15 protein-coding genes are annotated in these 15,349 nt (G+C 55.1%); 12 read left to right on the plus strand and 3 right to left on the minus strand.

Annotated features, from left to right (window positions below; translation table 11 throughout):
• The first annotated feature begins 35 nt into the window (after positions 1-35).
• The 9 genes from dapA (at position 36) to WG934_RS04970 (ending at position 11,029) form a co-directional block, all read left to right on the plus strand.
• Positions 36-941: a 4-hydroxy-tetrahydrodipicolinate synthase gene (gene dapA / locus WG934_RS04930; RefSeq protein ID WP_339978151.1), complete on the plus strand. Its 906-nt coding sequence runs from the start codon at positions 36-38 to the stop codon at positions 939-941.
• Positions 942-3,032 carry a ribonuclease J gene (locus WG934_RS04935; protein ID WP_339978153.1) on the plus strand — a complete coding sequence of 697 codons (2,091 nt, stop codon included), beginning with the start codon at positions 942-944 and terminating at the stop codon, positions 3,030-3,032.
• A gap of 92 nt (positions 3,033-3,124) precedes the next feature.
• Positions 3,125-3,751, plus strand: coding sequence for a TIGR03085 family metal-binding protein (locus tag WG934_RS04940; protein WP_339978155.1), 627 nt, complete (start codon positions 3,125-3,127; stop codon positions 3,749-3,751).
• Between the two features lie 100 nt (positions 3,752-3,851).
• A complete protein-coding gene (locus WG934_RS04945; RefSeq protein ID WP_339988943.1) occupies positions 3,852-7,310 on the plus strand; it encodes a DNA translocase FtsK in 3,459 nt (1,152 codons plus the stop codon).
• A 197-nt stretch (positions 7,311-7,507) separates the two neighbouring features.
• A complete protein-coding gene (locus WG934_RS04950; RefSeq protein ID WP_339988945.1) occupies positions 7,508-8,521 on the plus strand; it encodes a TerC family protein in 1,014 nt (337 codons plus the stop codon).
• 43 nt (positions 8,522-8,564) lie between these two features.
• Positions 8,565-9,179 carry a CDP-diacylglycerol--glycerol-3-phosphate 3-phosphatidyltransferase gene (gene pgsA / locus WG934_RS04955; RefSeq protein ID WP_339988947.1) on the plus strand — a complete coding sequence of 205 codons (615 nt, stop codon included), beginning with the start codon at positions 8,565-8,567 and terminating at the stop codon, positions 9,177-9,179.
• A gap of 20 nt (positions 9,180-9,199) precedes the next feature.
• Positions 9,200-9,748 (plus strand): CinA family protein, encoded by a 549-nt coding sequence (locus WG934_RS04960; protein ID WP_339988948.1) that lies wholly within the window; start codon positions 9,200-9,202, stop codon positions 9,746-9,748.
• Positions 9,741-10,082 (plus strand): helix-turn-helix domain-containing protein, encoded by a 342-nt coding sequence (locus tag WG934_RS04965; protein ID WP_445228181.1) that lies wholly within the window; start codon positions 9,741-9,743, stop codon positions 10,080-10,082. The genes WG934_RS04960 and WG934_RS04965 overlap by 8 nt, the downstream gene beginning before the upstream one ends.
• A 122-nt stretch (positions 10,083-10,204) precedes the next feature.
• Complete coding sequence (locus WG934_RS04970; protein WP_339978167.1) at positions 10,205-11,029, plus strand: PspA/IM30 family protein; 825 nt, start codon at positions 10,205-10,207, stop codon at positions 11,027-11,029.
• Positions 11,030-11,106: 77 nt separating this feature from the next.
• Here the strand turns inward: WG934_RS04970 and WG934_RS04975 are convergent, their stop codons facing one another.
• The 3 genes from WG934_RS04975 to WG934_RS04985 are packed head-to-tail and all read right to left on the minus strand — an operon-like array spanning position 11,107 to position 13,039.
• Positions 11,107-11,727 carry an energy-coupling factor transporter transmembrane component T family protein gene (locus WG934_RS04975; RefSeq protein WP_339988949.1) on the minus strand — a complete coding sequence of 207 codons (621 nt, stop codon included), beginning with the start codon at positions 11,725-11,727 and terminating at the stop codon, positions 11,107-11,109.
• Between the two features lie 3 nt (positions 11,728-11,730).
• Complete coding sequence (locus WG934_RS04980) at positions 11,731-12,423, minus strand: energy-coupling factor ABC transporter ATP-binding protein (protein WP_339978171.1); 693 nt, start codon at positions 12,421-12,423, stop codon at positions 11,731-11,733.
• Between the two features lie 10 nt (positions 12,424-12,433).
• Positions 12,434-13,039 (minus strand): biotin transporter BioY, encoded by a 606-nt coding sequence (locus WG934_RS04985; protein WP_339988950.1) that lies wholly within the window; start codon positions 13,037-13,039, stop codon positions 12,434-12,436.
• 118 nt (positions 13,040-13,157) lie between these two features.
• Between WG934_RS04985 and WG934_RS04990 the strand changes: the two genes are divergently transcribed.
• The 3 genes from WG934_RS04990 (at position 13,158) to recX (ending at position 15,341) form a co-directional block, all read left to right on the plus strand.
• Positions 13,158-13,364, plus strand: coding sequence for a DUF3046 domain-containing protein (locus tag WG934_RS04990; protein WP_339978174.1), 207 nt, complete (start codon positions 13,158-13,160; stop codon positions 13,362-13,364).
• Positions 13,365-13,603: 239 nt separating this feature from the next.
• Positions 13,604-14,749 carry a recombinase RecA gene (recA, locus tag WG934_RS04995; RefSeq protein WP_445228182.1) on the plus strand — a complete coding sequence of 382 codons (1,146 nt, stop codon included), beginning with the start codon at positions 13,604-13,606 and terminating at the stop codon, positions 14,747-14,749.
• Positions 14,742-15,341, plus strand: coding sequence for a recombination regulator RecX (gene recX, locus WG934_RS05000; protein ID WP_339988952.1), 600 nt, complete (start codon positions 14,742-14,744; stop codon positions 15,339-15,341). Before recA ends, recX begins: the two co-directional genes overlap by 8 nt.
• The last annotated feature ends 8 nt before the right edge of the window (positions 15,342-15,349 follow it).

Below are 15,349 nucleotides of genomic sequence, written 5' to 3' on the forward strand. Positions count from 1 at the left end.
AGGTCTCTGGATAAAGAACAGGTAGCCTCAACACAATGACCACTGGAATCGCCGCAAACAGAGGTGCCGATATTTTCGGTACCGTCGCCGTAGCCATGGTGACCCCGTTTGATTCGGATGGCGCCTTGGACATCGATGCCGGAGTTCGCCTGGCAGCGCATCTCACCGACAATGGTTGTGATTCGTTGATCCTGGCAGGCACTACCGGGGAATCTCCAACGACATCCACCGACGAGAAGCTAGAGCTGCTGAAGGCAGTTCGCGCGGAACTCGGTGACTCGGTGAAGCTGATGGCTGGTGCAGGCACCAATGACACAGCTTCTTCGATCGAACTGGCTAAGGCGTCCGCTGCAGCCGGTGCGGATTCACTTCTCGTGGTTACCCCGTATTACTCGAAGCCACCTCAGGAGGGCCTGTACCGCCACTTCACGGCTGTTGCAGACGCTACGGAACTACCCGTATGTCTTTATGACATTCCGGGACGTTCGGTAACGGCTATCGAGACTGACACTCTTTATAAGTTGTCTGAACACCCACGTATCCAGGCAGTAAAGGACGCCAAGGGCGATTTGGGTGCAGCAGCCGAACTAATTTCTAATACCGATTTAGCGTGGTATTCCGGTGATGACGTACTGAATCTGCCGTGGTTGTCTATTGGCGCCACAGGTTTCATTTCCGTGATTGGCCATGCAGCTCCTCGACAGCTCGCCGATGTGCGAGCACAGTTCGACGCGGGAGATCTCCCAGCTGCACAGAAGACCCATGCTTCATTGACACCACTTTTCAAAGCCCAGGGACGACTTGGCGGCGTGAGCTTCTCGAAGGCTGCGCTTCGTCTCCAGGGCATCGAGACAGGAGACCCTCGTTTGCCTCAAATTGCACCAAACCCAGAGCAGATTGAACTGCTCGCCGCTGATCTTCGAAAGGCCGGTGTCCTCTAAGTGACTGAGAACCGTAGCCGCTCCCGGAAGGTAACCCGAAAGGCTGGACCTCCGAAGGAAGCGGAAATGGCACGTGCCGAGAAGACCACTGACGCTGGCAAGCAGCCAGCGAAAGCTGCGCAGGGTGCGCAGGGTCGTGGAGAAAACCAGAATCGCGAGAACCAGAACCGCGACAATCAGAATCGTGGCAACCAGAACCGCGAGAACCAGAACCGCGACAATCAGAATCGTGGCGCCAGTAATCGCGGTGGCAATAGCAACCGCGGTCGTGGCGGCAATGGCCGTGGACGTGGCGGTAACAACAACCGCGGTCGTCGTAACGTAGTTCAGTCCATGCAGGGCGCTGACTTGACGCAGCGTTTGCAGAAGCCACCGAAGGCACCGAAAGACGGCCTTCGAATTGTGGCGCTCGGCGGTATTTCTGAAATCGGTCGAAATATGACCGTTTTCGAGTACAAAAACCGACTGCTTATCATCGACTGTGGCGTACTGTTCCCAAGCTCGAATGAGCCAGGCGTGGACTTGATTCTGCCGGACTTTTCCTACTTGGAAGACAAGTGGGATCGCGTTGACGCACTGGTAGTTACTCACGGTCACGAAGACCACATTGGTGCAATCCCATGGCTGCTGAAGCAGCGCAATGACATTCCAATCGTTGCATCGCGCTTCACGCTCGCTCTAATTCAGGCGAAGCTGCAGGAACACCGCATTCGCCCGAAGACCATTGAAGTCAACGATCAGAGCCGAGTTCAGTACGGTCCTTTCGATCTGCGCTTCTTTAATGTCAACCACTCGATCCCAGACTGCCTTGGTATTGCAATCAAGACTGGTGCTGGCCTGGTGGTACACACCGGCGACATCAAGATGGACCAGACTCCACCCGATGGCAAGCCCACCGACTTGCCTGCGATGAGCCGTTTGGGCGATGAAGGCGTCGACCTCTTCCTGTGTGACTCCACGAATGCGACAACCCCAGGATTTTCAGGTTCCGAAGCTGACTTGGCGCCAACACTTCGTCGTCTGATCGTCGATGCCAAGCAGCGAGTTATTGTCGCTGCATTCGCATCGAACGTATACCGTGTTCAGGCTGTTATCGACGCAGCAGTGAAGGCTGGCCGAAAGGTCGCGTTCAATGGCCGATCGATGATTCGCAATATGCGCATCGCTGAAGAACTGGGCATTTTGAATGCGCCACGCGGCACCATCGTCGAAATGAACGAAGCTTCGCGTATGGCACCGCACAAGGTGGTACTAATTACCACTGGTACGCAGGGTGAGCCAATGGCCGCCTTGTCGCGCATGGCTCGTCGTGAGCACCGCCAGATCACCGTCCGCGATGGCGACCTCATTATCTTGAGTTCGTCACTCGTACCGGGCAATGAAGAAGCTGTGTTCGGCGTCATCAATATGCTTGCTCAGATTGGTGCAACTGTCATCACCGGCAAGGACGCGAAGGTTCACACGTCGGGTCACGGTTTCTCGGGCGAACTTTTGTTCCTCTACAACGCAGTTCGTCCTTCCAACGCCATGCCTGTCCACGGTGAGTGGCGTCACCTGCGTGCAAATAAGGATCTCGCAATCTCCACGGGCGTGCCAGAGAAGAATGTTGTTCTGGCGCAAAACGGTGTCGTCGTCGACCTGGTAGACGGTCGAGCTCGCGTTGTCGGCCAGATTCCAGTCGGTAACCTTTACGTCGACGGTGTCACCATGGGTGAGGTCGACGCTGATGTTCTCGCTGATCGCGCAGAAATGCGTGAAGGCGGCCTCATTACTGTCACCGCGGTGATCGATAACCGCACCGGCCGTCCTTTGGAGAAGCCAAGCGCTCAGGCTCGTGGTTTCTCTGACAACACGGACAAGGTCCTGGCAGATGTTCAGAAGCTTGTCGACGATACGATGTTTGACCTGGCGGGTACCGGCGAAAACAACCCGTACCGTATGGCTCAGGAAGTTCGCCGTCGCGTCGAGAAGCACATCAACCAGAAGTGGCGTCGCAACCCAATGGTGGTACCGACGATTGTGCCAATGTCGTCAGAATCGGCTGAGTCTGTGACGGACGAGGACGTACAGGAATCGCGCGAAAGTCTGTAGGCATATAGTCACTCAGGTGTAAATCAGACCCCGGCTGGTCGCTGTCAGAGAATGCAGCGGTCATGTCGGGGTCTTTTCCTTATCCTGGGGGCATGAATCTTGCACAGAAGGAACGCATCGCCCTTGCCTCGACTTTTCGGGAAGTTGGCGCAGACGCACCAACGTTGTGCGAGGGATGGACTGCGAAGGACCTGCTCGTCCACTTGCTCATTCGTGAGAATCGACCAGATGCGATTGGTGGCCTATTCATTGGAAAGCTGCAGCCTCGACTGGATCGAGTGACCCACGAGTACGAGACACGTCCGTTCGAGGAGCTCATCTGCGAATGGGAAAAGGGCGCTTCGACATGGAATCCAGTCAAGTACCTTGACCAATTTGTGAACGTCTCAGAGCACTTTGTTCATCATGAGGATGTTCTTCGTGCGCGCGATGCCTGGGAGCCACGCTCGCTCTCGCCGTCTGATGAACGGGAATTGCAGCGAACCATCAAGATGATGAGTAGGCCGATGCTACGTAAGTCACAGGCGCGCGTCATCATGGAGTCTCCACATGGCTGGTCAACTATTGCGGGGGCGCGACAAAAGGACGGACAACCGATCCTCCCAGATGTGCGGGTATATGGAGAACCAGGTGAACTCCTGCTGTGGCTATTCGGTCGCGAGGCAGTGAGGGTTGTTTTCGACGGGGATTCTTCGTTGATCGAACGCACAGCAATCTAGGAGACTCATCCTGCGTTGTGGAGTCGCTTCTCGCAGCCGATTAATGACACGCGTGTGACTGATGTGAAACAAGTGATAGTTTCACGCTAGGGTAGGGGGCATGTCAGTCACCAGTCGCACCCGCAGCTCGGAGAAGCGCCCCGCAGGGCGTTCGTCCGCGAACTCTCGGCGATCCCCTCGGACAACAGGGGGAACACGCTCTAGTAGTCGAACCACGACGCGGCAAGAACACCAAGATGAATTCATTGGTGCACCTGGTTCTCGTCGCCGTCCGGAAACGGGCGGCTTCGATGATTTTGAGCGCACTGGCAGCGCCTTCGGGGCTGTCGGTGGTGCACTAAAAACAGCTTGGCTGTCGACGGCGAGGGGAGTAGCAGGCGCAACCCGAGGCGTAAGTTCGGGAGCGCGTTCAATTTTCTCGCGTCCTGCTGTGGATCCCGACGTTGATTTTGCTGACGATTACGGTGTCGATGATCTTGATACCGCGTCAAAGACTGGAAGGAAGAAGATGGGCCGTCGCCGCGATGAGCGTGCGGAGCGTGCAGAAGAGCTGGATTCAGCACAGTCGTCGCGACGTGGTGGAGCGTCCCGAAAGGGACGTGGTTCCAAAGCCGTCGATGCTGATATGGACGATGAGGGATTCGGTGATGATCGCCTAGAGTCACGCGAACCAAGTAATAACGATGGTCCTGCGCTGTTGCTGCTGGCTGTTGCGATCGTCCTGGCTGGAGCAACGTGGTTTTCGCTGGCTGGCCCGGTAGGCGCTCTCGTCGAGACTTTCGTACGCACGATCATTGGTGCTGGAGTCTTCCTCGTGCCAATCATTCTTGTGATTGTTGCTGTCATGCTGATGCTTGGAGCAGCTCCACGTGGCGAGCGAATCAAGCCAGTATCAATTGGCGCAACATTGATCGGCACTGGCCTGCTCGCGATCATTCACATCATTGCTGGACGACCAGCTGATTGGGATGGACGTAGAGAAGCGGGTGGCGCTATCGGAGGCTACATCGGCTCTCCTTTAGCTGCCGGGTTCACTCCCTGGGTTGCCGTAATCCTGCTGCTTGGTGCCGTGTTCTACGGCGCGTTGCACATGACCGGGATTACCGTCGCCCAGCTCATCGAACTCTGTCGCGAGTATTTCAACTTCGGTGAATGGCGAGGCCGTACCGGTCGCGTCGCTGACGAAGATTACCTTGACGACGATCCATACGCAGACGTCGACCATCAGTTGGAGCGTCGCGCCGATGCATACGAAACTGGCGACAGCTACGACGAAGACGACGACTACGAAGCGCCACGCGAGCGTACTCGCCGTCGCACGGCCGGGTCGGGTAGGGACGACGAGCGTCGTCACGCTCGGTCCAAGAGGGCTGAGTCGCAGCGACATTCGACGTTGTTCGGCGAGCGTGGGGAGCGTCGTCACAAGCCAGCCGTTGGCAACGACGACAATCTCTACGACTTGTTAGATGGTGACGACCGCGCTGTAGGCGCGCCAACGCCGATGGAAGCGTATCCAGTTGACGAGTCCTACCAGCCAACTGAAATTCTCGAGCGGCCAGAGCCAGCTGCACGAGCATACGCAGCTGACGAGTATGCCGATGACGAGTATTCAGACGCTGATTACGCTAGTGAGAATGCGGCTAGCGACGACTACGCCGACGCAGACTATTCCGACGATGCCGACGCTGAAGAGACATCCTTGGCGGAGCCTGCACGACCTGGGCGAGATCAGAACGCTGGCTACGACGATGTAGCTACCTCAGGTTTTGCAGCAGCGCGCGGTGCCTCGGCGCCACAGTCGGAAGCTTCAGCTGCTGCGCCAGCACGGGCTGTGTCGGCGTCAGTAGGTCAGTCGGAGCCTGAGGTTGACAGCGACCCGTATGACGCGGTGAGTGAAACGACTCGTCGCACGATGGAAGCAATCGCTGCTCGCTCAGGGGTTGATGCGTCGAAGATTCCAGCGACAACCCCGAAGTCTGAGCTGGAAAAGAACGAGGCTCCGGCTCCCGCAATCGTGCCGGAAAGTGACTACCACCTGCCGTCCACAAACCTTCTGATCGATGGCGATCGTCCTAAGACTCGTACGGCTACGAATGATCGCATGATTGAGGCGATCACTGATGTGTTCTCCGAGTTCAAGGTTGACGCGCATGTGACCGGTTTCTCTCGTGGTCCAACGGTGACGCGCTACGAGGTAGAACTCGGACCAGGTGTGAAGGTTTCGAAGATCACGAACCTGCAGTCCAACATTGCATATGCAGTGGCAACGGACAATGTTCGTTTGCTGGCTCCGATTCCGGGCAAGTCTGCAGTGGGCATCGAAGTTCCGAACAACGATCGCGAAATGGTTCGCCTCGCCGACGTTCTGAATGCGCCAAAGACCGTTTCTGACGATGACCCAATGTTGATTGGTCTCGGCAAGGATATCGAGGGTGAGTTTGTTAGCCACTCGATCCAGAAGATGCCGCACTTGCTCGTCGCAGGTTCGACCGGTTCCGGTAAGTCTGCCTTCGTGAACTCGATGCTGGTATCGCTGCTTACTCGCGCTACTCCTGACGACGTTCGTCTGATCCTCGTCGACCCGAAAATGGTGGAGCTGACACCATACGAGGGTATTCCTCACTTGATTACGCCAATCATCACGCAGCCTAAGAAGGCTGCAGCTGCTTTGCAGTGGTTGGTGGAGGAGATGGAACAGCGATACATGGACATGAAGTCCACGCGCGTTCGTCATATCAAGGACTTCAACCGCAAGATCAAGAATGGTGAGATTGAAACTCCGCTCGGCTCCGAACGTGAGTACCGTCCTTATCCATACATCGTGTGTGTTGTTGACGAGCTGGCCGACCTCATGATGACCGCTCCTCGTGACATCGAAGACGCCATCGTTCGTATTACCCAGAAGGCACGTGCAGCTGGTATCCACTTGGTGCTGGCTACGCAGCGTCCATCTGTCGACGTTGTCACCGGTCTGATCAAGACCAACGTTCCTTCTCGCCTTGCCTTTGCGACGTCGTCTCTCACCGACTCCCGAGTCATTTTGGATCAGGGCGGTGCGGAAAAGCTCATTGGTATGGGTGACGGATTGTTTATCCCACAGGGTGCTGGCCGACCACGTCGAATCCAGGGTGCTTTCGTCACCGACGAAGAAGTACAAGCAGTCGTAGAGGCATGCAAGGATCAAGCGGAACCGCAGTACACCGAAGGTGTGACTGAGGATAAGGAAGCCGAAGCTAAGGCAATGATCGACCCAGATATCGGAAACGATCTGGAAGACTTGTTGCATGCCGTCGAGCTTGTCGTTACTGCTCAGCTCGGGTCGACCTCAATGCTGCAGCGCAAGATGCGCATTGGTTTCGCTAAGGCTGGACGACTTATGGACTTGATGGAAAGCCGTGGCATTGTGGGGCCATCTGAAGGTTCGAAGGCTCGCGAAGTTCTGGTGAAACCTGAAGAGATGGAAACAATCATCTGGATGCTGAAGGGTGCGGACCCTGCAACAGCACCGAAGGATGACACGTCCGTCGTCGATGCCGATCCAACGGGCGGGATCGCCTAATCTGTCGCCACTTGGTGTACAGTGGCGGGTCGTGGAGGGGAGTATCCCACTCGAGACGGATGTCGTCAGCACGAGCACTTTCTGCATTGCTTTACGGTGATGTGGGCGAGGTGCTCCGGCACCGTCGACCACTGAGCAGTTGGCAGTGGTGGGAGAGACCTCCGGTTCTTTAGTCTTTTCAACCGGAGGTATTTTCTGTGCATGTTCCTATGTACGTCTGGGCAATCACGATTGTCATCATTCTCGGATTTATTGCCTTTGACTTCTTTGCGCACGTCAGGCACGCGCACGAACCCTCATTGAAGGAAGCAGGCGGCTGGACGCTGTTCTATGTCGTGCTCGCCCTGCTTTTCGGCTTGTTCACGTGGCTGTTCTGGGATCATCAACGTGGTATCGAGTTCCTCTCGGGTTATGTCACCGAGAAGGCGTTGAGTGTTGATAACCTCTTCGTTTTCGCGCTCATCATGGGCGCATTCAAGGTGCCACGCAGGTTCCAGCAGAAGGTACTGCTGTTCGGTATCGCAATGGCACTGATCTTCCGAACTGTTTTCATCTTGCTTGGTGCTGCTGTCATTTCGGCCTGGTCCGACATCTTCTATTTGTTCGCAATCTTCTTGCTGTACACGGCAATCAAGACGGTCGTTGATGAAGTTCGCGATCAGCCAGAAACTGACCCGAACGATATGGCAATCATCAAGGTCATCCGTAAGGTCATCCCAGTCTCGCCTGAGTACGACGAAGATCGTTTGACTACCAAGGTCAATGCGAAGCGCGCACTGACCCCGCTAGCCGTGGCCTTGGTCTCCATTGGCTTTGTCGATCTGATGTTTGCGTTCGACTCGATCCCAGCAATCTTCGGTCTGACTGACGAGGCCTACATTGTCTTCACAGCAAACGCATTGGCTCTGATGGGTCTACGCCAGATGTACTTCTTGCTTGACGGTCTTCTCGACCGCCTGGTGTACCTCGCCTACGGATTGGGCATTATCCTTGCGTTCATTGGCGCGAAGCTTCTGCTGCACGCGCTGCACGAGAATAACTTGCCATTCATCAATGGTGGTCAGAATGTTGCTGTACCGGAAATTGGTACGTGGACTTCGCTGGGGGTCATTGTGACAGTGTTGGTTGTCACCGTGGTGGCTTCCTGGATCAAGATTAAGCGCGACGAGAACATGGGCGCAGTTGCCCCTCGTCGTGAATACGCAGATTAATTCACTTGCGACTACACTCGCTGTCGTAACCCAAGGAGGAGCATTGGACTCATCGTCTGCCCACGAGGCAGCGGCAGCATCGTCGCAGGCTACGGAAAACCAGCCGTCAAACTGGAATCTTCCCAATATTCTGACGGTTCTGCGCATCATCGGTGTGCCAATTTTCTTGTGGGCGTTGCTCCAAGAAGACGGTCAATCCACGTCGTGGCGTTGGTGGGCTTTCGCCATCTTTTCTTTGCTCATGGCAACCGACAAGTTGGATGGACACCTTGCGCGTAGTCGCAATTTGATCACCAATTTTGGCAAGATCGCTGATCCGATCGCGGATAAGGCTTTGATGATTGCCGCTCTTGTTGGCCTGAATCTCATCGACGTGTTGCCGTGGTGGGTCACCGTAATCATCGTCGTGCGCGAACTCGGCATCACCGTTTGGCGCATGGTTTTGTTACGTCGTGGTCATGTTGTTCCAGCATCGAAGGGTGGCAAACTGAAGACGGTGTTGCAGAGCGTCGCCGTCGCAATGTTTTTGGCTCCTTTGTCGTGGATGTTTTGGCCTGCATGGATTGTCATGGCGTTGGCAATTGCAGTCACGGTATTCACAGGCGTTCAGTATTTGCTTGACTCCCGCGCCACAAACTCGGGTGCTCTAACCTCCTAGAGAAGAAGCAGGGTTGTGAAATGTCGGCCACCAGCGATCCGTTAGTTCCAGCAACTGCTGCGACGGAGCTGGTGGTTGAACTACGTTCACAGAAGCTCACAGTTGCTACTTGCGAATCATTAACTGCTGGACTTCTCAGCGCCACCATTGCGGGAGTCCCTGGTGCGTCTGCAGTATTGCGTGGTGGCATCATCACCTACGCCACCGAAATGAAGCACCAGCTTGCCGACGTTTCGGTACAGCTTCTCCATGATTACGGTCCAGTGAGCCGACAGTGTGCGGCCGCGATGGCTGACGGTGCCCGTCAGCGCTGCGATGCAGATTTCGGAGTTTCACTGACAGGTGTGGCCGGTCCTACTGAGCAAGATGGGCATCCAGTCGGCGAAGTGTGGTGTGGGCTGAGTAGGGCAGAGGGGACCGTCGTAAAGCGGTTGCAGCTGTCTCCTGAATCTGGCAGATGGGGGATACGATCTGAAGCAGTGACGCGTGCAATTGAGTTGCTGCTGGAGGAAATTTGCCGGGTTGGGAACAAAACTCATGGGCCGGTCGTTAGTGATAGTGATGAGTAATACAACGATGACTCTGACCAAGCCAGCTCCAACACCTGCCACGACTCCAGCTGCGCCACTTACGCCGTCGCGTGAGCCTCTGTTGCGTGAGGCGCTCGGTGGGGCGTTGCGCGATATTCGTAACCGCAACGGTTTAACACTTCGTGAATTGTCCGACCGGGCGGCGATTAGCCCTGGTTATCTTTCTGAACTTGAACGTGGTCGCAAGGAAGTCTCGTCTGAGCTGTTGGCATCGGTGTGTAATGCGCTGGATGTTGCAGTATCTGACGTGATCATTGAAGCTGCGGGGGCGATGGTTCTTCATGCTGCGAGCCCAGAGCTTGCTGTGATGTAGAAATAATATGGTCACTCGCGGGTGATTTTGCAGGGTACTTCCTGCACGCTGCGTTGCCACAGGGTAATCTGGGGCGCCGGATAGCAACACAATATCCCTTTAAGGAAGGTACGGAAGCGAATATGGCAAACCCCTTCGTGAAGCTGTGGAATTACCTGATGGCAGCGTTCGATTCGAAGATTGAAGAGAACGCTGATCCGAAGGTTCAGATTCAGCAGGCTATCGAGGATGCTCAGCGCCAGCACCAGGAACTTTCCCAGCAGGCTGCGGCTGTTATTGGTAACCAGCGTCAGCTGGAAATGCGTTTGAACCGTCAGCTGGCTGAGATCGAAAAGCTCCAGGGGAATACCCGCCAGGCGCTTCAGCTTGCAGATAAGGCTCGTGCAGAAGGCGACAACGTTAAGGCTGTTGAGTACGAGAATGCTGCAGAAGCATTTGCAGCGCAGTTGGTCACTGCAGAGCAGTCTGTCGAAGATCTGAAGGGTCTCCATGACCAGTCGCTTCAGCAGGCTGCTCAGGCTAAGAAGGCTGTGGAGCGCAACTCCATGGCGCTGCAGCAGAAGGTCGCAGAGCGTACCAAGCTGCTTAGCCAGCTCGAGCAGGCCAAGATGCAAGAGAAGGTGTCCGAGTCCCTGCAGTCAATGAACGAGTTGTCTGCTGGATCGACCCCTAACCTGGATCAGGTCCGCGACAAGATCGAACGTCGTTACGCTAACGCACTGGGTCAGGCTGAGCTTGCTCAGAACTCTGTGCAGGGCCGAATGGCTGAGGTTGAGGCCGCTGGTGTTCAGATGGCTGGTCACTCTCGCCTTGAACAGATTCGTTCCGAGATGCGCGGTGTCAATGAGTTGCCATCAGCACAGCAAGAGGCAATCGAGTCCGGGAGGACTCAGGGCTCCGACGCTGCGGTAGAAGCTAAGCTTCGCGAGTTGCGTGGCGGCAACTAAGCTTGATTCTTGACAAAAAGACCCAGTGGGAACATTGATTGTGTCCCCACTGGGTCTTTTCGTATCTGATGTGGTTCTTAGTCCCCGGCTCCTCGGGCGATAAGTGCGTCACCTACAGCTTGCGCACGCCCAATGGAACGAATAACAACTGGGACTCCGAATGCTGTTACAGACCAGCTTGCACCGCGGGCTTTCCTGGCTTCCAGTACTTCAGCAATCGACTGGACTTGTAGCGGAATCAATCGCAGCGTAAGTGCGAGCGCTAAAGCAACCGTTTCTGCAGGGAATCCGAACCGAGCCAAGGGCAGCAGTGCTTGTTCAACGGTGTCCATGACTGCCGTGATCCGAGTGGTCAGTGTGAAGAGTATCGCTGCGAGGATCGCAGCAAGCAACACACTGAAGCTCGTCAGTGCGGTTTCCCACCCAGCTCGCCACCACAAGATGAGCCCGAAGAACGCCAGAATGGGAAATGCTCCCATCATTTGTCTAAACAGCGCCGACGCCGGGATACGCGCGAAAGCATAGGCGCATAGAACCACGGCAACACACACGAGTCCTGCCTGCCACGTCTTGATCCAGATTGCGGTCGCAATGAGGAATACAGACAATATCAGCATCTTTACTTTTGGATCCGTGCGATGAAATACGGATGTGCCGTCGATATACAGACCAAGGGGAACGTTTGCAGGGTGCAGCATTTGCTAACGCTCCGTCGTCGTCATGCGGTCGACATAGGCATCGATCACTGAGGCTGGGTTTCCGTCATCCACGATGCGCCCAGAATCAATGCACAAGACTCGGTCGTAGGAACGCACGAAGTCGAGATCATGAGTCACGACAATGACTTGCTGCGACAGCTCTTCGAACACCGAGCGAATGTGCAGACGGTTCCGAAGATCAAGCAGCGTTGTTGGCTCGTCGGCAATGATGATTTCTGGCTCTAGCACCATCACTGAGGCCAGAGCCAGCATCTGCTTCTGGCCGCCTGAGAGCAAATGCGGTGATTGGTCAGCGTGGTCCGCAAGTCCGAATCGCTCTAACACTGCCGCCACGCGGGTCTGCCGTTCTGCTTTACTGAGCTTGTGCCGTCGCAAAGAAAAGCCCACATCTTCAGCAACTGTTGGCATGACGATCTGGTTATCGGCATCCGAGAAAATAAAACCGACCTTCTTGCGCACGGACTTGCTGTCTTTCGCGACATTCAGTGTATCGACAAAGACGGAGCCGCCGGTCGCAGCGCCAAGCCCATTTATGAGTCGCGCAAACGACGACTTGCCACCACCATTAGCGCCAATAATTCCGATTCGGTGCTCGGTTAGCTCGACGGTCAGCGGGTGCAGGATGCGTCGGCCGTTGTAGACGGCTTCGGCACTCTGAAACGAAATTGTCGACATTTATCTAAGCTTACTGTGCGTTTGCGGCGGCCTTGACAGCCTTTGCTTCACGACGATTCTCGCGATCTGGCAGTAGCGCAGGGAAGGCCTGCAATACCGCTGTTGCGATAAGCGCCGCCATGACGACCTTGAGGAGGTCACCGGGCACATATGGGGCGTTGGAGATGAGCGCATCGGTGTAAGTCAAGCCAACACGAGCAACGAGACCTGCTGCACCACACAAGTACTGAATAGCTACGCCGACGATGCCCGCAAACACGAAGACACCGACCCGAGCAGGCTTGTTGCGCGGAGCAGTTTGAGCGATCGCACCAACGACGAAAGCAGCGATGGCGTAGCCAACGATGTAGCCAACGGTCGGGCCGGGAAGGGCAGCAAGCAGTGGCTTCCAGCCAGCCATGTTTGGCACGTTGAAAAGACCCACGCCAAGGAAGAGAAGGGTAGACAGTCCACCAAGTTTCCATCCGAGTAGCATTGCAGCAAGTGCGATGCCCATATTCTGCAATACGATAGGGACACCGGCTGAGCCGATCGGAATCGAGACGCCACCGAGCACAATGATGAGGGCTGCGAAAGTCGCTACCATTGCGATATCGCGAATTTTAGAATTGTTCACGTATCGAAGCATAGTCTGACTTGAGCAATGTTCAGCGCTCGGGGATTGCTTTCGAATATTTATCGCTATTGGCTGTGGCGCGACCGATTCGCAGAATCCGTTCGCTAGCCTGAATAGCATGCGTTTAGCGGAGTTTCACCGACTGGTGGAAGCAGAGTTCGGAGACCCTCAAGGGGCATGGCTACTTGATTCTCATGTTTTGTCTGAACTAGGGGCAACGCCAGCTGAGTTGCTTGAGAGTGGCACCGAGCCACGAGAGATTTGGTGGGCACTGTGTCGCGATCATGACATTCCGGAAGATCGTTGGCTGGGGCCAGACGAGTAGTCGGATGAATGTTCGAAAAAGATGGCGCGATTAAGTTCTATTCGAACGTAGTTTCGTATATAGTGTCGAGTGTGAACGTCCGCAGTCCGCTGTCGGCGATATACAGATCGTGAATAACAACGAAATCATGTGATTGACGCACTGCACCGGATGGAACCGTTGTGGTTCGCAAACCGTCCGTATGGGTAAGCACTGCATATTTTGAGCACTGCATATCTATGGGTGGGGAGATCAGTCAGATGGAACAGACAGAAGTAGTTTCTGAACAGGAGAATCAGGTGGCACGTAAAAAGTCGACGTCGGCTGCAAACGCTGGTGGAGATCGTCTCAAGGCACTTGATGTCGCTTTGGCGAATATTGAAAAGGACTTTGGCAAGGGCGCTGTTATGCGTTTGGGTGAGGAAAATCGCCCGCCAATCCAGGCGATTTCTAGCGGTAACACGGCAATTGACGTGGCACTTGGTATTGGTGGTTTTCCACGCGGTCGTGTTGTTGAAGTGTATGGGCCGGAATCTTCGGGTAAGACCACAGTCGCGCTTCATGCTATTGCTGAGGCACAGAAAGCTGGTGGCATTGCTGCTTTCGTTGACGCGGAACATGCGCTTGACCCTGATTACGCACGGAAGCTCGGGGTTGATACGGACAATCTTCTGGTCTCACAGCCGGATACGGGCGAACAGGCGTTGGAAATCGCGGACATGCTTATTCGCTCCGGTGCTATCGACATCATTGTCATCGACTCGGTAGCTGCACTAACGCCAAAGGCTGAAATTGATGGCGAGATGGGTGATTCCCATGTTGGCTTGCAGGCTCGATTGATGAGCCAGGCGTTGCGAAAGATGACGGGCGCACTGTCCTCGACTGGAACCACGGCGATCTTTATTAACCAGCTGCGCGAGAAGATTGGCGTCATGTTCGGCTCTCCAGAAACCACCACGGGCGGCAAGGCACTGAAGTTCTATGCTTCGGTTCGATGCGATGTCCGAAGGATCCAGACCTTGAAGGATGGTCAGGATGCGGTGGGTAACCGTACGCGCTTGAAGGTTGTGAAGAACAAGGTTTCGCCACCATTCAAGATTGCCGAGTTCGACATCATTTACGGTGAGGGCATTTCCCGTGAGGGTTCTCTCATCGACATGGGCGTTGACAATGGCATCGTCAAGAAGTCCGGCTCGTGGTTCACCTATGAGGGAGATCAGCTGGGACAAGGAAAGGAAAAGGCGCGCCTGCATCTGAAGGAGAATCCGGATCTCGCTAAGGAAATCGAGATCAAGATTCTGAAGAAGCTTGGTGTTGGGCAGTATGCAAATGCTGAAGATGATGTTGATGTAGATGCGCCGGTCGATGTTGTCCCTGACATCGATTTCGATGATGCCGATGAGTAGCAGCACAAAGGTTGAAGCACTACGTGAAGCAATCGCGAAGATCGCTGAGTCTGATGGTAGTCGCTTCTTTGATCATGAGACAGAGGAACTAAAAGCACCGGTTCGTGCCAAAGCGATGCGCCTGATCAACCAGCGTGCGCGATCGCGGAAGGAGCTTTTCGACCGGATCTGTGAGGATCCGGAAGTGGTGCCAGGGGTTGTCAATGAAGTGTTGGATGACCTAACCGCAGCCGGTGCCCTCAACGATGCGTACTTTGCACAAGAATGGGTGCGTCAGCGCCACCTGTACAAGAAGAAGTCGGGCTCGGTACTGCGCCGTGAGCTGAAAGAGAAAGGCATCGCGGAATCTCTTATCGACGATGCTCTCGGCCAGGTAACGCGTGACAGTGAAGCGGAGATCTTGAGGGTGCTTGTCGAAAAGAAGGCAGCGACGATCAAGACTCGTCCTGCGGATCGCAAAGAGTACGATAAGTGTTTGCGTCGGGTTGTCGGTGTTGCGGCACGACGTGGGTTTTCGCAGGGAATGTCGCTGGCGTTTGCTCGCGAAGCGATTGATAACAGAATTGCGGAATTACCTCATCAGGAGAGTTGACGTTAGAC

This window comes from Corynebacterium sp. H78, assembly GCF_037572275.1.
GTDB lineage: Bacteria > Actinomycetota > Actinomycetes > Mycobacteriales > Mycobacteriaceae > Corynebacterium.

Coding starts and splice junctions, on each gene's coding strand:
- dapA (WP_339978151.1), top strand. CDS start 36: ATGACCACTGGAATCGCCGCAAACAGAGGTGCCGATATTTTCGGTACC.
- WG934_RS04940 (WP_339978155.1), top strand. CDS start 3,125: ATGAATCTTGCACAGAAGGAACGCATCGCCCTTGCCTCGACTTTTCGG.
- WG934_RS04945 (WP_339988943.1), top strand. CDS start 3,852: ATGTCAGTCACCAGTCGCACCCGCAGCTCGGAGAAGCGCCCCGCAGGG.
- WG934_RS04960 (WP_339988948.1), top strand. CDS start 9,200: ATGTCGGCCACCAGCGATCCGTTAGTTCCAGCAACTGCTGCGACGGAG.
- WG934_RS04965 (WP_445228181.1), top strand. CDS start 9,741: ATGAGTAATACAACGATGACTCTGACCAAGCCAGCTCCAACACCTGCC.
- WG934_RS04970 (WP_339978167.1), top strand. CDS start 10,205: ATGGCAAACCCCTTCGTGAAGCTGTGGAATTACCTGATGGCAGCGTTC.
- WG934_RS04975 (WP_339988949.1), bottom strand. CDS start 11,727: ATGCTGCACCCTGCAAACGTTCCCCTTGGTCTGTATATCGACGGCACA.
- WG934_RS04980 (WP_339978171.1), bottom strand. CDS start 12,423: ATGTCGACAATTTCGTTTCAGAGTGCCGAAGCCGTCTACAACGGCCGA.
- WG934_RS04990 (WP_339978174.1), top strand. CDS start 13,158: ATGCGTTTAGCGGAGTTTCACCGACTGGTGGAAGCAGAGTTCGGAGAC.
- recA (WP_445228182.1), top strand. CDS start 13,604: ATGGAACAGACAGAAGTAGTTTCTGAACAGGAGAATCAGGTGGCACGT.
- recX (WP_339988952.1), top strand. CDS start 14,742: ATGAGTAGCAGCACAAAGGTTGAAGCACTACGTGAAGCAATCGCGAAG.